This is a genomic window from Flavobacterium notoginsengisoli, from assembly GCF_014207905.1.
Lineage (GTDB): Bacteria > Bacteroidota > Bacteroidia > Flavobacteriales > Flavobacteriaceae > Flavobacterium > Flavobacterium notoginsengisoli_A.
Genome location: NZ_JACHLB010000010.1, coordinates 23,899 through 44,743, shown reverse-complemented (window position 1 = coordinate 44,743; position 20,845 = coordinate 23,899). Strand labels below are relative to the sequence as shown.

At 32.3% G+C, this 20,845-nt stretch carries 13 protein-coding genes; 4 read left to right on the top strand and 9 right to left on the bottom strand.

Features of this window, described 5'->3' with window-relative positions:
- Positions 1–5: 5 nt before the first annotated feature.
- On the bottom strand, positions 6–956 hold the full coding sequence (locus HNP35_RS24005; protein ID WP_411268082.1) for an RICIN domain-containing protein: 951 nt from the start codon (positions 954–956) through the stop codon (positions 6–8).
- Between the two features lie 48 nt (positions 957–1,004).
- Positions 1,005–2,420, bottom strand: a complete 1,416-nt coding sequence (locus HNP35_RS22230; protein ID WP_246453647.1) for a glycoside hydrolase family 30 protein — start codon at positions 2,418–2,420, stop codon at positions 1,005–1,007.
- Positions 2,421–2,799: 379 nt separating this feature from the next.
- On the opposite strand from HNP35_RS22230, the gene HNP35_RS22225 reads away from it, so the two are divergent.
- The gene (locus tag HNP35_RS22225; protein ID WP_184167731.1) at positions 2,800–3,210 is read left to right on the top strand and encodes a group III truncated hemoglobin; all 411 of its coding nucleotides are present in this window, start codon (positions 2,800–2,802) and stop codon (positions 3,208–3,210) included.
- 119 nt (positions 3,211–3,329) lie between these two features.
- A complete protein-coding gene (locus tag HNP35_RS22220; RefSeq protein ID WP_184167733.1) occupies positions 3,330–5,093 on the top strand; it encodes an aromatic amino acid hydroxylase in 1,764 nt (587 codons plus the stop codon).
- Positions 5,094–5,212: 119 nt separating this feature from the next.
- Here HNP35_RS22220 and HNP35_RS22215 read toward each other — a convergent pair whose 3' ends face one another.
- The 5 genes from HNP35_RS22215 to HNP35_RS22195 form a co-directional block, all read right to left on the bottom strand.
- Entirely contained in the window at positions 5,213–5,842 is a 630-nt protein-coding gene (locus HNP35_RS22215; RefSeq protein WP_184167735.1) for a DUF4230 domain-containing protein, read from the bottom strand.
- A gap of 207 nt (positions 5,843–6,049) precedes the next feature.
- Positions 6,050–8,365 carry a BamA/TamA family outer membrane protein gene (locus tag HNP35_RS22210; RefSeq protein ID WP_184167737.1) on the bottom strand — a complete coding sequence of 772 codons (2,316 nt, stop codon included), beginning with the start codon at positions 8,363–8,365 and terminating at the stop codon, positions 6,050–6,052.
- Complete coding sequence (locus HNP35_RS22205) at positions 8,349–13,460, bottom strand: translocation/assembly module TamB domain-containing protein (protein WP_184167751.1); 5,112 nt, start codon at positions 13,458–13,460, stop codon at positions 8,349–8,351. The genes HNP35_RS22210 and HNP35_RS22205 overlap by 17 nt, the downstream gene beginning before the upstream one ends.
- 165 nt (positions 13,461–13,625) lie before the next feature.
- Positions 13,626–14,576 (bottom strand): GSCFA domain-containing protein, encoded by a 951-nt coding sequence (locus HNP35_RS22200; RefSeq protein ID WP_184167754.1) that lies wholly within the window; start codon positions 14,574–14,576, stop codon positions 13,626–13,628.
- An 87-nt stretch (positions 14,577–14,663) separates the two neighbouring features.
- A complete protein-coding gene (locus HNP35_RS22195; protein ID WP_184167757.1) occupies positions 14,664–15,443 on the bottom strand; it encodes a hypothetical protein in 780 nt (259 codons plus the stop codon).
- A gap of 250 nt (positions 15,444–15,693) precedes the next feature.
- Between HNP35_RS22195 and HNP35_RS22190 the strand changes: the two genes are divergently transcribed.
- Entirely contained in the window at positions 15,694–16,824 is a 1,131-nt protein-coding gene (locus HNP35_RS22190) for a matrixin family metalloprotease (protein ID WP_184167760.1), read from the top strand.
- A gap of 37 nt (positions 16,825–16,861) precedes the next feature.
- On the opposite strand, the gene HNP35_RS22185 is transcribed toward HNP35_RS22190, so the two are convergent.
- Positions 16,862–17,635, bottom strand: a complete 774-nt coding sequence (locus tag HNP35_RS22185) for a hypothetical protein (RefSeq protein ID WP_184167763.1) — start codon at positions 17,633–17,635, stop codon at positions 16,862–16,864.
- 188 nt (positions 17,636–17,823) lie between these two features.
- Positions 17,824–18,606 (bottom strand): hypothetical protein, encoded by a 783-nt coding sequence (locus HNP35_RS22180; RefSeq protein WP_184167765.1) that lies wholly within the window; start codon positions 18,604–18,606, stop codon positions 17,824–17,826.
- Between the two features lie 378 nt (positions 18,607–18,984).
- Here HNP35_RS22180 and HNP35_RS22175 point away from each other — a divergent pair, with 378 nt between their 5' ends.
- Positions 18,985–20,730 carry an ABC transporter ATP-binding protein gene (locus tag HNP35_RS22175; RefSeq protein ID WP_184167767.1) on the top strand — a complete coding sequence of 582 codons (1,746 nt, stop codon included), beginning with the start codon at positions 18,985–18,987 and terminating at the stop codon, positions 20,728–20,730.
- Positions 20,731–20,845: the final 115 nt, after the last annotated feature.

Here is a 20,845-nt window from a genome sequence, read left to right as displayed (position 1 = left end):
GTGTTTTATTGTTTTAATATTTTCTTAGAATAAGAGCCTTTACTATCGTTTATTCTAACTACGTAAACGCCTTTTGGCAATCTTGAAATCTCAATTGCTGACTGATTTCCTTTTACAAAATTTACATTCTTCTTTAAAACTGGCTGCCCAGTAATATTAAAGATTTGCACGTCAGCATTTCCTTCATGATTGGTATCGATCTTTAAATTATTACTGTGTTCATCAACAAAAATGGCCATATCGTTTGGACTTTCATTTTCTGTCGCAATTGTCTGTACAGCTAAAGTTTTAGCTGTAGAAGATTCCACTTGAACAAATTGCCATTGCTGGTTCAATCCTCCAGTATATGCCCAAACCTGAATATTTGCTCCATTTGCAGTAGATACGTTTTCAACATCCAAAGACTTTCCGCTATTTACATTTATAATTTTATAATATCCTGTTCCAAGACTTGTTACAGTCCACTTAAATTCATTAGATGATGAAAATGTTTTTTGCTGTACTTTTAGTCCGTCAGCTGTTCCATTATTTTCTACAGCTAGATACATTCCTGTAGATTTTACAATGATGTAATAATTTCCGCTTCCGTCAGAAACAAATTTCCAACGCTGATTGCTTCCTCCTCCATTTGTAATATCATACTGCTGAATTCTTCCTCCACTTGAGGTTGAATTATCGGCAACATCTAATCCTTTATTACTATTTCTTGAAATGATATTGTAAAAACCTGGAAAACCTGTTGTACCTGCATTAACTGTAATGGCACTTGTTGCTGTTTTCGCTCCGTCAACTGTAGTTGCTGTTATAGTTGCATTTCCAGCAGCAATTGCAGAAACCAATCCGCTTGAGTTTACAGTTGCAACTGAAGTGTTACTTGAACTCCAGTTTACAGCTGTATTTGTAGCATTACTTGGAGAAACTGTCGCAGTCAATTGCTGTGTCTGACCTGCAGTAATCGTTGCCGAAGTTGGACTAACACTAACTCCTGTAACCGCAACCGGATTTTAAGCTCCCCAATTAAAAGTAACCGCCGATGATCCCGGAATTGCATAATTAAATGCTGAGGATCCTGAAACCACTTTTATAGTATTCGATGATCCGGAAGTATTGTAAACTAAAAGTGCAATAGATCCGTCAGGATTCTTAAATCCAACTGAAACAATACTTCCGCTTGAACTTGAAGATGATATTCTGACTGCTCCTGGCTTAACAAATTTTGAGATTTGTCCAATAATATAATACGCAACATTTTTGGTATAACTTGTACTATTATTGACTGTAACCGCTCCTAAACAAGTCGTACATCCGCCAGGAGTACGTGGGCCTAAACTTGGGTTATTTGCTGCGTTCCATTCTAAAACTGTCTTCGACCAGTTAGTTGTACTTCCGATTACAACGTTTTGCATATGCCAGCCAAAATCACCGCCAAAACTTCCGCCAGAACCTGTGTATTGTTCTGTGAAATAAACATTCTTATTAGTTTGAGTTTTAACCGTTGACATTGCCGAAATATTTCCTAAATACAAATGAAATGCAGCTCCATCAACATAAGAACTGTTATTTAAGACATCAATTGGATAAGCAGTGTTATCGCAATTGTGATCAAAAGCAATAATTTTGATATTTCCGTAACCTGCTGCAGCCATTTGTGGCCCAAGTTGTTGATTAATAAAATTCTTTTGCTCTGTAGAATTCATCAGCATACTTGGCTCATTGTTTGGATTTTCAGGCTCATTTTGTGGTGTAATTCCCCAAATATTAATACCTTGTGCTTTCATTGCATCAAAATACTTCACAAAGTATTTGGCGTAAGCTGCATAATATTGTGTTTGCAATGAACCTCCAACCCAAGAACCATTGGTTTTCATCCATCTTGGCGCAGACCAAGGAGTTGCCAAAATCTTGATATTAGGATTAATTAGCTGGATTTTTTTAATAATTGGAATTAAATAAGTTAAGTCAGGTCCATTCAAACTAAAATTGTTCATATTAGTATCTCCTGAAGTTTCATTGTAACTGTAAGAAGAGCTGCTCAAATCTGAAGCTCCAATACTAATACGAACGACACTTGCATTCAACCCAGTTGTTGGATTGTACAAATCGTTCAATAACTGATTTTGTTGTGTCGCAGCCATACCGCTGATCACTTCGCAGCTTCCTTCGGTAAGTGTGTAACCAAAACCATCCATAGTTTGGTAAGTAGTTCCGGCATTTACCGTTACAGTAGAAGGATTGGTTCCTGAATTGGTTCCAAAACTGACAGTAGATTGCTGTTGTAATAATTTGGTCTGATCTCCAGTGGTCATCCAGGGAGTTACCGTCTGAGCTTTTGAGCTCGAGGCAAATAAAAGCATACCACAAAGTAGTAGTTTGAATGCTCTACTTACCCCATACGTAGGTGCATGAGTAGTTTTGTGCATTTTTTTTGGTTTTTTGGTTTAGATAATTAGCATTTTCTTATTTATTCAGTTTTATTTTACTAAAACAGCACAATATTATGATGTTTTTTACAACATTCTCATTTTTCATACTTTACAAATACACATCAAATTAAAAAAAAACGTACAACAAAAACTTATCTAATTGTTTTTCAATATTCTGAAAAACAATATTTTAAAAAACAAAAAATCATAAAAAACTTACTTAATAAAACTAATAAAACTCATCATTAAAGCAAAAAATCGTACAAATCCTTTACAATTGCTCTCTTTATTAGTATTCATAAGGATTAATGACAATTATCAGGAAAGTAAAAAGAACTTAAATCGTATTTTTGTATTTTACTTTTAAATAGAAAAAATGGCAGTTTTAAAAGATATTTCGACAATAGAAGACATTCAGCAAATGGTAAACAGCTTTTATGCGAATGTTAGAAAGGACGATTTGATTGGTCCAATCTTCAATGATAAATTACAAGATCGTTGGGAACCGCATTTGCAAAAAATGTATAATTTCTGGCAAACCATTCTTTTTGACGTTCGTGCTTATTCTGGTACACCCTTTCCTCCGCATAAACAATTACCAGTTGATAAAACTCATTTTGATCGTTGGATTGCCATTTTTAATACTACAATAGATGCTCAGTTTGCTGGCCCAATTACTGAAGAAGCAAAAATGCGTGCTACAAATATGGCCTTTATGTTCAGTCATAAAATTGAGTATTTTAGAAATGCTGAAAATGAATTGAAAAATTCCACTAACAAATCTTAAAAGCCAAAAACTCACAAAAACGCAATAAACATTCTTTCGAACAAAACTTTTGTGATTATTATCACAAAAAAAGCAGGTTAAATTCGTAATTTTACATTTTAACCTTGAAAGTTTTCGAAATGAATCCAAATATTGAAACCAATCCGTTATTAGAAAGATTGCCTAAACATTTACAGCAATTTATTAAACCTCAGGATTATAGCGATTACACTCCTATTAATCAGGCGGTTTGGCGATATGTTATGCGTAAGAATGTAGATTATCTTTCTAAAGTAGCACATCATTCTTATTTGGAAGGTTTACGCAAAACAGGAATCGAAATTGATTCTATTCCGAGCATGTACGGCATGAACCGAATCCTCAGCGAAATCGGCTGGGCAGCTGTTGCTGTTGACGGTTTTATTCCGCCAAATGCTTTTATGGAATTTCAGGCTTATAATGTTTTAGTTATCGCTTCAGATATTCGTCAATTGGAACATATCGAATATACTCCTGCTCCAGATATTATTCACGAAGGTGCTGGCCACGCTCCTATTATTGCAAATCCCGAATATGCTGAATATTTAAGACGATTTGGTGAAATTGGCTGTAAAGCGATTTCTTCTCATAAAGATTATCAAATGTACGAGGCGATTCGTCTGCTTTCTATCTTAAAAGAAGCCGAAGATACACCCCAAGAAAAAATTGACGAAGCAGAAAAAGCAGTTGCCGATTTACAAAATAATATGGGCGAATTGTCAGAAATGGCTCAAATTCGAAACCTACATTGGTGGACTGTCGAATATGGATTAATTGGAACAGTCGAAAACCCTAAAATATATGGCGCTGGATTACTTTCTTCTATTGGAGAAAGCGCGCACTGTATGACAGATAATGTGAAGAAAATTCCATATGATATTTCGGCTGCCAATCAGAATTTTGATATTACACAGTTACAACCTCAACTTTATGTAACACCGACTTTTTCTCATTTGAGTTTGATCTTGGAAGAATTTGCGAACAAAATGGCTTTACGAACTGGAGGGCTTTCGGGAATTCAAAAACTGATTCAATCGAATGCTTTGGGAACAATTGAATTGAGTACAGGTTTACAAATTTCAGGAGTTTTTACCAATGTTATTGAAGAAGAAGGAAAACCAGTTTACATCCAGACTACTGGAAAAACAGCTTTGGCGTATCGCGAAAAAGAATTAGTCGGTCATGGAACTCTAACACACCCGCACGGATTTGGAAGTCCGATTGGGAAACTGAAAGGTTTTAATCTAGCGATTGAAGATATGAGTCCAAAGGATTTACAAGCTTATAGCATTGTTGAGGGCGAAAAGATAACGTTAGAATTTGAAGGTAATATTATTGTAGAAGGTGAAATTATTACGGGTTCTAGAAATCTTCATGGAGAAATTATTTTAATTAGTTTTAAAAATTGTACCGTAACTCATGGCGAAACTGTTTTGTTTCAGCCTGATTGGGGGAATTACGATATGGCAATTGGTAAAAAAGTCATTTCTGCTTTCTCTGGTCCTGCTGATGTTAATAGTTTTGACTTAATCAATATTGTTCCTTCAACCAAAACAATCAAGGCAAAACATACGGATGAGCGCGATGAATTGGAGATTTTATATGCCTCAGTTCGAAATATTAGAAATAATAAAGAGTCAAAAACAGAATTGAAAGAAGTTTTTGAAAAACTAAAAAGCAATCATTCAAACGATTGGTTATTGTCTGTTGAAATTACAGAACTTTTGAAAGATTCTGATGAAAAACAGCTTTTACAGGAAGTGTTGGTTCATCTAGATCAATTGAAAATTAAACGCCCTGAAATTGCTCATTTAATTTCGGGTGGTTTGGATTTGATTTTTGATAATTTGCCACAAAGGCACTAAGATACAAAGTTTTTATTCTTTTGATAATTTTTTAATCTCGCAAAGACGCAGAGTCGCAAAGTGTTTACTTAAAAACGTTTTCTTTGAGCCTCTGCCTCTTTGCGAGATTCTTTTTTTAATTATAACTTCAAATCCTGAGTTAGCTCAGTTTCAGATTCAATAGTTTTACCATTGTATTGCAGTTTCCAACCCATTGAATTGGTCATGATTAAAATCTTAGACAATTCACTTATTAGTCTGTTTTGGGCGTTTGTTTTTAGAGTTGATTTTTCAATTTTCTTGGCTAAGTTTGCCTTTACCGATTTATTGATTTTATTATAGTCATCTCCCGTAAACGGATTCAATTTGCTTTGCTCCACATCATAAAACTGAATATCTGGATTTATAGTGATTTCCTCTTTCGGAATGTTTAGAATTGTAATTGTTTTGTTTTTTTCGTCGATATCATATTTCATCTGATGCAAATCGTAGGCAACTGTTACATTTGCATTTACAACTACTAATGCTTTCTTCTCGAAAGAAACCATATCCATCAAATATTTCTGCTGATTTTTATAAGTGATGACTTCCGAAAAGTGTCCTTCGGTTACAACCAATTTTCCAACATTAAGAATCTGCTGCTGAATTAAATTGGTATTATATTGAACATCTGAATCGTCTTCTTTTTTGAACTGGCAATATTTAAACCCCAGAACAATTAATAACACAATGACACCAATACCTATAATTCTTTTGATTAAGTTTTGCATTCCGATAAATTATTTAGACGAATTTACTTCTTTTTATTTTTTTCTGCCACGAATTCACGAATTTTCGCTAATCTATGCGGAAACTTATAATTGAATTTCACAAATTTTGATTTGCGAAATTAAAAAAAATCGGTTGACAAAGAAATTGGTAAAAATTCGTGAATTGCTTCGCCGGTTCGCTACCGCTCGGGTCGTGGCTAATAAAACTTAGAACGGATATCCAATAGCGATATTCAGAATTAGGTTGTCTTTTCTCCAAGTACTGCTTCCGAAATTAATATCATCAATAACCCATCTTTGTCCATCTGGCAATGCAGGATTGCGAAGTGGAATGGCTAAATCGGTTCTTAAAATTAAGAATGACAAATCGAAACGCAAACCAGCTCCTGCTCCAACCGCAAGTTCCTTCATAAAATCTTTAGAAATCTCAGCGCCAGGTTTATTCGGATCTGCGTGTAAAAGCCAAATATTTCCAGCGTCTAAAAAGACTGCACCTCTTACAATACTAAAAAGCTTAGCTCGATATTCTGTATTAAATTCCAATTTCAAATCGGCTGATTGATCTGGTGTAAAATTATTATTTGTTGGAGGCGGAATAACATAACTACCCGGCCCTAAAGTTCTTGCTCTAAAAGCTCGAATACTATTTGTTCCTCCAACAACAAATTGCTTTGAAGTTGGAAGTGTATTCGAATTTCCGTAAGCAAATCCAGCTCCGAGAATCAATCTGCTAGCTAATTCACTTTCTTTTCCTAGTTTTAAATAATGTCTAAAATCGGTTCTAATTTTCACATATTGACTAAACGGAACATCAAATATTGTTTTTACTTTATCTGGATAATCTGCTCCCGTAACCAAACCCGTAATATTTCCAGCCAAATCTAATTCGCCATTAAAATAAATGGTATTTTTTCGGCGTTTCTGCATTGTATTTGTATATGTGTAGCTATAAGTTGGACCAAAAATCAGTTGTTTTTCGATTACTTTTTCTAATGCAGGATCTTCTTTCATATCTGCTAAATATTCTTCTGTAACATGATTTGGACTTACATACGTCACATCAATTACATTCAATTGGTGTTCTTTACGAATGTTCTCTTTCCACAAATAACCAAATGAAGTATTAAAAGAATTCAGAGCATATAATTGTGTTCTTTTTTGATATTCGTAACGAAGTGTCGCTTTGGTTCTTGGTACAAATTCGCTATTTCCTTCAATATGAAATGGCGTAATAAATCGTGGCCAAGTCAAACTAACTTCACCTCCTAGTTTATAAATATTTTTCCCTTTGTTTGCTCCTCCTAACTGAAAATCCGCCCCTCCAAAAACCGATGCTGTAAATAATTCTGCTCCTTTTAAAAAATTACGATTGTTCCAATTTAGATTTAATTCTGTTCCCGTATAACTTGCAGAATTGGTCTTTCCGATTACTTCAACACGTATAAATTTTTTAGGCAATAATGTCAGATAATAGTAAGAATCTAACGCATTTGGAATCGAATCTGACGGTTTAAATTCGTTTTTTACAAAACTGAAAGTTCCAAGATTTACAAATCGATTTAAAGTTAAATTATGGTCTTTTCTGTTGTATAAATCACCTTTTTTGAAATAGATTGTTCTATCGTAGATTCTTGGTTTAAAAGTATCTGCGGTGTCAATTATTGTATAATCTTTATATTGTGTAATATTTCTTTTTCGATAAACCGCACTATCATTTGTAAGTGAATAATTTGGATAAACAAAGATTTTATCAATTTTATATGAAGTCATTGCTTTTACTGGTGTATCGTCTTTTATGACCAATCTGATTTTTACTTCATGATCGCCTTTGCTGCTGTCTACTTTTGCCAAAATATAATCTGGATTAAAATAAAAATATCCTTTTTCTTTTAATCGCGCATCGATTCTTTCTCTTTCAGCTTTGATAACATCCAAATCGTACGGATTTCCTACTTTCAGCAAACTTCTTCTGTGGCTTTTTGCAATAATCTTTGACATTTTCAAAGAATCATCTGGAAAGGTCACACTTTTTATAATGTATTGTTTTCTAGGTGTAACGGTATATTCTGCTGTAACTCTTTTGTTTCGAACGGTAGAATCGGCACTAACTCGTGTTTTAAAATAACCTCTATTTTCCGTAAAGTTTCGTAAAACCGAAGCATTATAATCTAAATCTACTTGACTGAAAAGAACTGGTGCTTCTCCAACTTTGTTGCGCAGCCAATATCTAATTCCTTTCTCTTTTTTAGGTTCTCCAGCAAGATTGTAAATCAATAATTTTGGACGCAAACCAAAAATCTGTTTGTTTGGTTTTGGGCGCAATAAACCTTCCAATTCTGTTTTTAAAGCTTTTCGATCTTTCTTTTTCATAATCGAATCTTTAATAATAACAGAACGTCCTGTATAAAGCAAATCGCCTTCTGCAAGATATTTTGTATTACTGCATCCCACAACGAAAAACAAGGTAAGAAGCGCGATACACTTTATAAAATAGGCTTTTATATGATTATGTTTTTTGCTCATTTCCTTTAATTTGATTTTCATCTTCGTTTTCCTGAAGTTTTTCTTTTTCCTTATCCGCTTTCTTTTTCTGCTTTTCTTTCTCCTTGCGAATTTTTTCTTCTTTTATCAATTGTTTTTCTTCTTCTGTACGATGAAAAAGTTCTCTAAATTTATTGTAACTCATCGTAATAACAAACGCAACACCGGTTTCAATAACTTGACCTTCGACAGCAACTTGATATTGGTTTTTACGATAGGCACGAACCATATAACGACCGTCTTTTGTCAATTGATAATCTAATGCTACATCTCCTGCGATATTTGTACTTTCTTCATTAGCACGTTCTTGTCCTTCAACACCAAAACTGCTTCCAACTGTAACTTTCAGCCTGTCATCCAATAATTTTTTAGAAACCTCAACATTCAAATCTGTTCTATTTTGCATGGTTCCTGTTGTGTAATCTTCTGTCGATTCTAGATCGAAATTCACCTCAAAGCCTGTAATTAAATCTCCAGCAAGATTATTTAGCTGTTGCGAAAGTATTTTACTCACACTTTGTCTTGCAAAAGATTCTGCATTTGTACCGCCACTTTCACTCGAAAACGGATTTTCCCCAACAAATCTGTTCAATAATAAAAGTGCAAAAACCTGTTTATTCAACTCGGTTGGATCTTGTTCCAACTGTTTTAATTTCGCCTGAGTCAATTCCACAACATCCGAAGAAACATTGTAATTCCCTTCCGGAAGTACGATTCCAAAAGAGATTTCTGGTTTCAATAATTCGCCATTCATTTTCAGTAAAGTCTGAAAAGGAAGTTTCTGCTTATAAGTATTTTGCACCGTCTGAGATTCTCCTTTCAATTGATTTCCTAACAAATCAATCGGAGCCGTATTCACCTTATAAATTGCCGTAATATTTAAAGTTGCCATTGTCGGCTCGCCATTCCAGGTAATAAAACTTCCTTTCTGAATATCGAATTTTCTTTTAATTCCATTGAAATTCATTTGATAAGAACCATCTGAAAATTCATATTTCCCAGTCAAAGTTGTTTTTCCAGATTGATCGATTCCGCCGACTAATTCGGCTTCTCCTTTCAAATTCAAATAATCGCCATTTGATTTATCAATCAATAAAGTCAATTCCGCTTCCTTGTCAATTGAAATCGCCACATTTACATTCATTCCTTTCAATTCCGATTGATTCAGTTTATTTTGCATATCAACCGTTTGTTTGAGATATGCATTATCTTCATCTACAAATTCTACAATTCCTTCGCGATCAGCAATTGAAGGATCTGATTGTGGCATTACAACCGTAAATTTGGTTTCTTTATTTATTTTAAGTGTTCCATCGATTGCAGGACTATCCAAATCGCCTTTGATGTTTAGTTTTGTATCTAAAAATAAATCTCCGTAGAACAAATCATTATCTTTTGCTTTCGAATTTATTGCTCTAAAATCATTGGCTTCAACCAATAAATCGAAATTGTATTTTCTAAAATCAGCCGATTTTATATTCCCATTTACATACAATTCATTGTCATTTTCATCAAAAAGAGAGAATTTATCAAATGAAATGGTTTCATTATTAAACGTGATTTTTTCTTTTCCAATTTTAAAATAAGAATTCAACTGAGTGACTCTGAATGCAGCATCATTAAAATTAAGTTCTCCGTTAATTTTTGGCGCCTCGGTATTTCCTGTAATTTTGAAATTCCCTGATAAATCTCCTTTTCCTTCTGTAATATTGCCCATACTAAAACCTTGAATACTTTTAATATTCAGCTTATTGATATCGACATCAAAATCAAAAGTTCCAGCATCAATTTGGTAATCTCCAGTCAGTTTAAGATCATTTCCTTCATCGCTTAAACTTACATTTGCTGCTAAAGTGTTCGCCGTTTTATTGTCTACTTTTATTTCTAAATCACCAACTTTTTCTCCTTTAAAAGTAAAATCATCAATTTTTAAATCGGATGTAAAAGTTGGATTTGTCATTACATTTTCAACTAAGGCATTTCCGTTGATTAAACCTTGCATTAACAATTCATCTTTTTTGACCATATTCATAATGGTCTCGATTTTGAAGTTTACAAAATCTACTTGAAGAGGCGCATTATTCTGATTTCCTTGCGATTGAACTTTTAATTCATTTCCGTTATTATTAAGATTAAATTTGTTGACATAAAGTCGATTTTCTCCAAATTCGATTGCATTTTCTGGATCAACATTCCATTTATCGTAATTTAGAACAAAGTTTTCAGCGTCTAATTTCAAGATATTTTTAGAATCTTCTGCTTTAAATTCTCCTGCAATAAAATATTGCTGTTTTTGTTTAGCATCTTGAACTTCAAGTGCATAATCTAAAATATTGTTTTGAACTTGTCCTTTTAAACTCGTAAACGGAATTTTTAAAGAACCGCTTTCAATTGTAGCGATTGAGATAGAATATTCTAACGCATTTTCTTTTGCTTCAATATTTATTTTTCCGTCAGAAATTGTATTATCTGCGTAAGTAATTCTCGGAATTGTTCCTCTAACTTCCAGAGAATCTGTTACGTTATTGTATTTTCCGGTAATTTTAATTGGCTCTAAACCTGTTAGTTTCGGAATCAATTTAAACAAAATCGGGTCATTGTCTACAGTAAGCGTAAAAGCTAATCTTTGCTCGTCTGATTCACCATTAGCTTTTGGAGTTTTCAAATCAATATATTTCGACAACGATTTTTTCATTGCCGCAGCAAGAGTCGTCAATTTATATTTTCCGTCGACTTCAGCTTTTAAAAACTGAGAAGATATTTTAATATTATTTCGAGTATTGTCTGAAAACGCAATTACACGAACCGAATCTAAAACAATTGGTTCTTTATCCTGTAAAATCTGAACATTTGAAAGCGCTATTTTTCCGTTTAAGAAATCTGGATTACTACTTGTAATATCGGCATCGACATTTCCGCGCAATTTCATTGGTCCAGCATGCAGATTTAGTTTTTCTAAATCGGCAATATCCAGATTGAGTTTCAATTTTACAGTCGGATATTTATCTTTTGTATCGCCAGAAGCAGTTAAATCAAAATTCAGATTTGGGTCTTTCATTCCAGATTTAACGGCAAAAGATCCATTTTCGATATTTCCTTTTAAAGCTAAATCCTTGTAAGCATATCGATTAAAAACGGCTTTTTGCACTAAACCATCAATTGCGGCATTTGCTGTTTTTGGGTCCAAACCAGTTCCTTTAACTTTCGCTTTAAGCGTAATTTTCCCGATCGAATCGTTTTTGATTAATCGACCTAAATCGAAATCTAGCAGATAAACTTCTGCATCGTATTTTTCTCTTTTTTTAATGCGCTGATCAAATAAAGCATCGACTTTTGCATTTCCGAAACTGCTGTTTAATGCCAAATTGGTTTTGAAATTTTGTACCGATCCTTTAAATTTTCCCTGCAAACTTAATTGTGAAGGAATTTGGATATTTTTAGGAATTGTTCCCGCTGGCACAAACATATTAATGTCTTTTGCTGTGCTCGAAATCTTTTTAATATTCAGATCGTAATACGCTTTTTGTACATCGGGCAATCCGGTAATTTTTCCCGAAAGGGAAACTTTTGTAGTACCGATTCCGCTCATTTCAAATTTCGAAATATTCAGATCTTTTACTTTTCCGCTTACACGGCTATCCACATATAAAATAGCATTCGGATTACTCTTAAACGGATTTGTATTTTGAAGATCTGGAACAAACAGCAAAATGTCTTTGAATCCAATTTTAGACTGTTTTAAATTGGCATCTATAGCAAGATTTCCTAAATCTTTTTGAAGTGATTCTAGCAATTTATATTCAGCCTTAACTTTATCTTGAACGAGGGTTTGTGGCGTTTTTAAATACAGATTTTCTAAAGAAGCATTTTTAGGTCCGTAAAAGAAATCTGTTTTAAAACTTTGAATCTGCAAACCGCTTTTTTCGTTTACAGTAAGTTTTTTAATATTTCCTGAAATAGTATCATTTCCATAATATAATTCTTCGGCTTGGAAATTGAATTTACTCAAATCTAAATGCGCATAATCTAAACCTTTTGTTTTAGGTTTCGACTGCATATCATCAAATTTGAAAGCCACATTTTGAATGTCAACTTTATTTAATTTTGCTTTCCAACCTGCTTGTTTTATGGCTGTTGTATCTAAATTTGGCGTTTGAATTTGTTTGTCTTTTGCTCCTAATCTAAGATTTCCGCTAAGATTTTTTACTTCGAAAGTATCGAAATCTAAAAGCTGTTTATTCAAATCGATTTCGTTTACAGCCAAATTTAAATTTTCTAAACGAATGCCTGAATTTAGCTTTGAATCTTTATTATCGTATAAAATATCAATCTTAGAAAGTGTAATTTTATTTAATGCTAATTTGAAATCTGGCTGTTTTGAAATGGTATCGACCGTTTTAACAGAAACTTCAGCAATTTTTTCTACAACGTCTTGATCTAAAACGACTTTTAATCCGTTTAAATTAATGGTAGGAATATTAAAATCCATTTGATCTAAATCGAATTTCTTGAATTTGGTATCAAAATGCGTCAGATTTACGCGAATGTCATTTTTAGAAAAATCATCTTTAAAATTAAATTTGACATTATCTAGATTTACTTTTACAACAGAAATTTTAAAAGGTTTTGCATTTGGATCTTCTACTTTTGGTTCTTTCGATTCGAATGCTTTTATAATGTAATCGAAGTTGAAAGCCCCGTCTTTATTTCTTGAGATATTTGCCTTGACATTTTCTAATGAAACCGAATTGATTTCCAATTCGCTGCTAACAAGTTTAAAAAGATCAACATCAACTTCTAATCGTTTACCAGCCAGCAAAGTATCTTTCTTTTGATCTTCAAAATAGAAACCTTCCAGAACTACATCTTTTGGAAATTTAATCAAGATTTTATCTAAAGAAACTTTGGTTTTAATCTTACCTTGAAGATACGTAATCGCTTTGTCTTTTACGAAATTCTGAACCGATGGAACCTGAATTAATATAATTAAAAGTAATAAAAGCGTAACCACAGAACCCACACACCAAAGCAGTATTCGAAGTGTTTTTTTAAGATAATGAATGGGCTTATTACTCATACGTCAGTAAAATCGTTAAGATTAAAGTACTTTTGAAAAAAGCACGAATTGGTCATTTTACAAAAATGTAAAATTTAAACCTTAACAATTTACATAATTATGAGGAATTATTCTAAAATTTTATTGTTGTTTTGCCACGAAGGCACTAAGACGCGAAGTTTTTTTTTAGAATTTGATGTGAGAAATCTTATTTTCTAAAACACTTATTTTCTGCTGGAGTTTTGCCAAGAATTTTTGATGCTGTTCTGATTCTGGATTGAAACTTCTGTGACGCAGACTTTTCTGGATTTCGTCTACTTCCTGCATTATCGGAAAAGTATCTTGAGAAATATAATTTTCGCTGAAAAGCTTCCATATATAATCAATTGCAATTTGGTTTGGATGCAGCATATCTTCTCCATAAAAACGATAATCACGAAGTTCGTCCATCATGATTTCGTAAGAAGGAAAGTAGTCGAAAGTTGAAAGTCGAAAGTCAAAAGTTCGATGTAAAGCCGTAAATAAATGCGATTTGCTTAATTGATTTTCGATGAAACCATCTTTTATATGACGTACAGGAGAAATTGTAAAAATGAAATTAATGTTTGGATTTAAAGCCTGAACTAAGTCAATTGTATTTTGAATGCTTTGCTGAATTATTTCTACTGCTAATAATTCTTTAGAAAATTGCTTTTGAGGTACTTTATGGCAATTGGCAACAACTTCTTCACTTTCAATATTTCTATAAATCCAAGAAGTTCCAAAAGTAATGATGATATGAGTGGCTTCTTTTAATTGTTTATGAGTTTCAGTAATCGCTTTATTGAGCGTTTCCAATAATTCTTGTCGATCGGAATTGCTTAAATCAGAATGTACTTCGTAACTATGCCAGCGTTCATTATGGAAAAAAACATCTTTTTCTCCAAACAATTCTTGCTTGCAAATTCTGCGAAATAACTTTTCGATAGAAACTGGATTAAAAATAATTCCAAACGGATTCGTTTCATTTTGAAATTTAAAATAATCGAATTTCTCCGCCATATTTTCTGCAAAACAAGAACCAACAGAAAGTATTTTCGAATTATAATCGATTGGCAAATTACTTTTTGAAATTGGAATTTGAGTTCTGAATTGCATTGTTATTTAATTTGAACACGAATTTCACCAATTTTCATCAATAAAAAAACCAAATACCGAAAGTATTTGGTTTTTATAAATTCATAATCAATAAGTAAATTCTATTTCATACTCGATTGATCCTCCGCCGCTATAAGAAGTTTGTCTTGTTGGATAATCTTTTTCGTTATAAATATAATTTGTTAAATAAGTAGCTGTATTGGAATTTAGAGATGAATTGAAAGTTGTTTTTACAACATTATTTTTTCCAATTTCACTGATTTCGTTTAGAAGCAAATCGAAACTTAAAATATTTTTAAGAGGATTATTCTTGGTGTCATATTCATAAACATAAGTTGAGTTTCCTAGTTGATGCTTTACAAGATTGCCGTTTTCATATGTCAAAATGCCTTCACTATCTTTCGTTTCTGCCTTCGTTTTATTATCAACTTGATAATTTATATATGAAATTGTTCCGTTCGATGCATGATTATAAACCGTCTTTGCGATATACTCTCCATCAGGATATTGAGCGGTAATACCTTCTCTGAAAATTCTGGTTTTTAGTTTTCCGTTTTCATATGTATAAACTGCTTCATCAGTTTTGGTTTCTTTACCTTGCTGGTCGACATCAAAAACTTCTTGCTTGGTAATAACATCTCCGGTATAAGTAAATATGGTTTTAGAATTTTCGTCGGTACTGCTCACAATTTTATTTCCATTATAACTCAATGTGCTTTTCGTATTTGTTCCTAGATATATATTCGGATATACATAGGAAATTGTTTTTGGCAATATCGATTTGTCTTCAGAAGCATTACTGTCTTCACTAGTGCAAGAAATTGCAAATAAAGACAATGCAGTAAAAATGATAAGCAGTTTTTTCATTCTTTAATTAGGTTAAGATCAGATTTGTTGTATCAAATTAAATCAAACCTATCTAAAAATGCAATAAAATCTTACCTTATTTTAATATAAAAAAAACTTTCAAAGGCTTTTAAAACACAAAAACAAAGTCCAATCAATCCTTAATCTCCTCTAAAAGACATAATTATAATATTATAAGACACAATTACATTATCACTAAAAAAGATATTTACTCTTATTTTACATTTACATTTCTTACTAAAAAATTATTATGCAAAGAATTTGTAAACTCTTAATTATTTCTTCCTTTTTACTGCTTATTTCCTGCAATAATGAAGAAAATCAAATTTCTAAAGGTGAAGAGCTATCATTTTGCAGTTTTAATTTTATTGATTCAAAATCTGACCCAACTACAAAATCGAATGCTGCAATTATAAATTGGCCAAGATGGCAACCAGGACAAACTATTAAAATCAAGTTTTTGGATGGAGACGCCGATGCACAGGAAAAAGTGAAAAGAATTGCTAGCGAATGGACAAAATACGCTAACCTGAAATTTGAATATGTTGCCACAAATGAGTATGCCGATATCAGAATCGGTTTTAATATTGGAAGTTATGGAGCATGGTCAGTTTTAGGAATGAGATCTGCTTATGGAGACACCAACGAACAATCTATGCGTCTTGGTCCTCTCACCAGTAATGAAACTTCAATAAGAAGAACCATTTTACACGAATTTGGCCACGCTTTAGGTCTCATTCATGAAAATGCCAGTCCAGCATCAACCATAAATTGGGATTTGCCAAAAGTCTACAAATACTATAATGATTTAAATGGATGGTCTGAAGAGGAAGTGGATGAATTTGTTATAAAGAGCCCTGAATCTACGAATTACAGTCAATACGACCCTCTTTCTATTATGCATTATTATGTTCCTGCCGCTCTTACAACTAATGGAGTTGCAGTAAATGAAATGAGCGATTTATCAATTATTGACATTAAATCTATTAATAAGTGGTATCCTTTTCCAATTCGATCTGTAATAGAATCTGAAGAAAGGATAGATTTTATTCCTTGGACACAAGCAATCAAATCTCCAAATGGCTTATTTGTCTTAGAATTTGATTCTGGAATATTAACCATAACAAATCTTGAAGATGCAATGATAATCTGGCAGGTAGGAAATCCAAAATATCATTATCGTTCTTCCTGTTTTTTACAGCCAGACGGAAATTTGGTAATCAAAGCGCATTCTTCTGGTTTTACCGCTCCTGAACAAACCATTTGGACATCTAATACTGCTGGCTATTCTGGAGCAACCTTATCTTTACAAGATGATGGTGATCTTCAATTAATTTATAATGGAGCTGTAAAATGGTCTTCTAAGTTAGGAAAAATCTAAAAGTAAGCAATGCAATTACATTTTTAAATCTCAAGAATTAGTACGCATATCGTGTTTCATATTCAATTGAAGCACCACTACTATCGTATGAAAATGCTCTTATCGGATAACCATTTTCATTATAAGTATAACTTTTTGTATAAACAGCTGGATTAGGAAATTCTGTTGATGTTCTGGTGGTTTTTACAATATTATTTTTTCCAAATCCGCTTACTTCATCTAATAAAAGATCAAATCCTAAAATATTCTTTAATGGATTAGATTTGGTGTCATATTCATAAGTGTTTACTGTTTTAGTTTCTCCGAAGGTTTTAGTTTCTTTTATTATATTTCCGTCCTTCAGTTCCAGACTGCCTTCTGCTTGTTTTACATTCGAACTCGAATAATTGACGTAAGTAATCAATCCGTTAGAAACGTGTGTGTAGATATTTGTGTTTGTCGTTAGAGCTTCTGCATTATTATCTGCAAATCCTTCTTTAAATATTCTGGTCTTCAACTTCCCATTTTCATAAGTATAGACAAGTTCTTTGTTTTTATACTCTTTCCCTTTCGTATCCAAATCAAATTCTGTCTGCTTAATTATCCTATTTCCTTCATAAGTGTATACAAATTTTGAATATTCTCTAGTTAGGCTTACAATTTTATTTCCATCATAAACTATAGCGCCAAAACTATTTGTCCCTATTTGTTCATTAGGAAAAATAAACTCAATTCCTTTAGGCAAAATCGTTTTGTCTTGAGAAGAATTATCATCATTAGAACAAGATGTTAATAAACCGAAAGAAATAAAAAGCAGTAAAAATTGTTTCATAAACTTTGATGTTTTTGGTATTCAAATATAGAATAATTTACATTTTTAATCTATTAGCAAATTGTCTTTTGAGATTTGCATACATATTTTTTATTCAAAAAACACATTATAAACTAATTTAAAAATCAAAAAAAATCCCCAATCAACTTAGTGTCAATTGAGGATTCTTTTTTATAACGAAAAACTAATTAATAAGCAATTTCTAATTTATAAGAATTTTTCGCATCTCCAGCAGATACTTCAGTAGCGTAATTGCTAGCATTGTATTTATAAGCAGTCTCAACTGTTGCAGTTTGTGTGACAGCACCTTTATAGTCATAAGTTACTGTAACATTTTTTACTGTATTGTTAACTGAATAAAAGTCAAAGTCGTTATCTAAATCTAATAACTGCTTCACTCCTGTAATGTTTATAAATGGGCTTTTCTTATTATCAAAAGTACTTGTTATTTTTTCCATTGGCGTTCCATCTATAAGCTCAGAAGAAACTATATTTCCGTTTGAAAAAGTATAAAGTGTAGTTGTATCGTATTTAATTTCTTGTTTATTGATAATGTCAGATTCGTTAACATTAACAGTTCCGTTTGCATTATAAACAAAAGTCAATTTATCTTGATAATTCTTGTTAGATTCTCTTGTAGTAATTTTAGAAACTAACTTTCCGCCTTCGTAAGCGTAAACATCTGTTGATTGTAAAATACCTGAATAATACAATTCTACTTTCGTGATTAAATCCCCTGTATAGGTGTAAACCGATTTTGAAGCATCCGAAAGAGCAATTTCTTTCAATTTGTTTCCGTCATACGAAAAAGTGTAAGTAAGACTTCCTGATTTTCCGTTTTCTACAAGTGTTTCAGTAATTTTTTTTGGCAATAATACTGCATTCTCAGATTCTGAAGAAGAATCATCACTTGAACAAGAAGAAATTAGCACCATTGATAAAGCGCTAAAAAGGCATAAAATTTTTTTCATTTTGATTTGGTTAAATTTGTTATTGGCACAAACCTAAAACAACCCAAAACCAAAACCTTACGTGATTCCGCATCAAAACATTAGAATATAATTTAGTATTTCTTAATGCTCTAAAAGTAAGTAAAATAAGAAAATATTTTTTTTCGAGTAAAAACTTATAAAAAACAAAATACCGTATTTTTACGTAGTCTTTTTCTTTCTTTAAAATTATTATTTTCATTTAAAAATATTTTACAAAAAACCAAAAACATTTAAGACCTAGAAAAATAAGTTCTGTCTTTGATCCATAAAAAAATTTACATTTTTAATAACAAAAAGCATCTCTACAAACTAAAACAATTCCTTACTTTTGCATCTTCCATTTTTTTAAATTACCATATGAAATTATTATATACTTACATCATCAAACATAAAATGCTTTTATTTTTTGCTTTGATAATGGCTTCTATCAACATTTGTTTCAGTTTATCAGATTCAGTAATTACCGGAAAACTAATGCAGGATTGCGGTGTTGGTCTGGCAAAATATAAAGGAAACGAAATGGGTTTTATTAAATCATTGTCTTTCTGGCTTGGACTTTCTCTAGCCGCAGCAATGGTTTCGAGAATTACAAAAAACTTTCAGGATTATTTTACCAATGTTGTCATTCAGAGAACTGGTGCTCAAATGTATACTGATGGAATTAAAAAATCTCTTGATCTTCCTTTTGCAGAATTTGAAGATCAGCGAAGCGGTGAAACTTTAAGCAAATTGACAAAAGTTAGAATTGATTCTGAAAAATTAATTACACTTTCAATTTCTCTAATTTTCCAAACGATTATCGGTTTTATATTCGTAATCGTTTATGTAGCCCGAATTGATTTTAGAATTTCGATTATCTTTTTAATTACAGCTCCAATTATTGCTTTGGTAAGTTTGTATTTAGGAAAAAAGATTAAGATTGTTTCAAGAAAAATTGTCAATCAAACCAATGCACTTGCGGGTTCTACAACAGAAAGTTTACGAAATATTGAATTAGTAAAAAGTCTTGGTTTAACGTATCAAGAAGAAAAACGTTTGAACTTGAATACGTTCAAAATTTTACAGCTTGAATTGGAGAAAATCCGTTTCATCAGAAGTTTGAGTTTTATTCAAGGAACGACGGTTCACTTTTTAAGAACTTGTGTAGTTTTTGCTTTGTATTATTTTCTTTTTGGAGGAAAAATTATTGTTGGAGATTTATTGACAATGGTATTTTTCACTTTCTTCATTTTTGGACCTTTACAAGAATTAGGAAACTTTATCATTGCTTTGAATGAAACGAAAGTTTCTATGGAGAACTTTAAAAATTTATTAAACGCTCCAAAAGAATTTCGTCCGAAAACACCAAAACATGTTGGAGCTATTCAGAAACTGCTTTTTGAAAATGTTAGCTTTCAGCATAAAACGGCTAAATTTAAAGCAGTCGAAAATATCAATTTCGAAATCAAACAAGGACAAACCGTTGCATTTGTTGGTCCGTCTGGATCTGGAAAAACTACTTTAGTTAAATTATTAGTTGGTTTATATTCTCCTCAAGAAGGACAGGTTTTCTATAATGATATTGACTCAACCGATATTGATTTATTAGATCTAAGAAAACAATTAGGATTTGTAACTCAAGATGCGCAATTGTTTTCTGGAACCATTCGTGAAAACTTGTTATTCGTAAAACCTAATGCAACCGACGAAGATTTGTACGATGCCTTAAAAAGAGCAAGTTGCGACAAATTGCTAAGACGTGCCGAAGATGGCCTAAACACTACAATTGGTGAAGGCGGAATTAAAGTTTCTGGTGGAGAAAAACAACGTTTATCTATTGCAAGAGCGATTCTAAGAAATCCGAATTTATTGATTTTTGATGAAGCAACTTCTGCTTTGGATTCGATTACGGAAGAAGAAATTAATGCAACAATCAGAAATATTTCAGATAAAAACAGAATTACAGTTTTAATTGCGCACCGTTTATCAACTGTAATGCATGCCGATAGAATCTTTGTTTTGGAACAAGGTAAGATTATTGAGCAAGGTAAACATGAAGATTTAATTGTAGAAAAAGGTCTTTATTACGCTATGTGGCGCCAGCAAATTGGAGAACGTAAGTAGTTTTTTGAGATGCTAAGATGCTAAGGGACTAAGGTTCTAAGATTTTTTATCAATAGCGTCCAGCTTTAGCTGGACGCTATGCAATCCATATTAAATACAAACCCCGATAGATTTT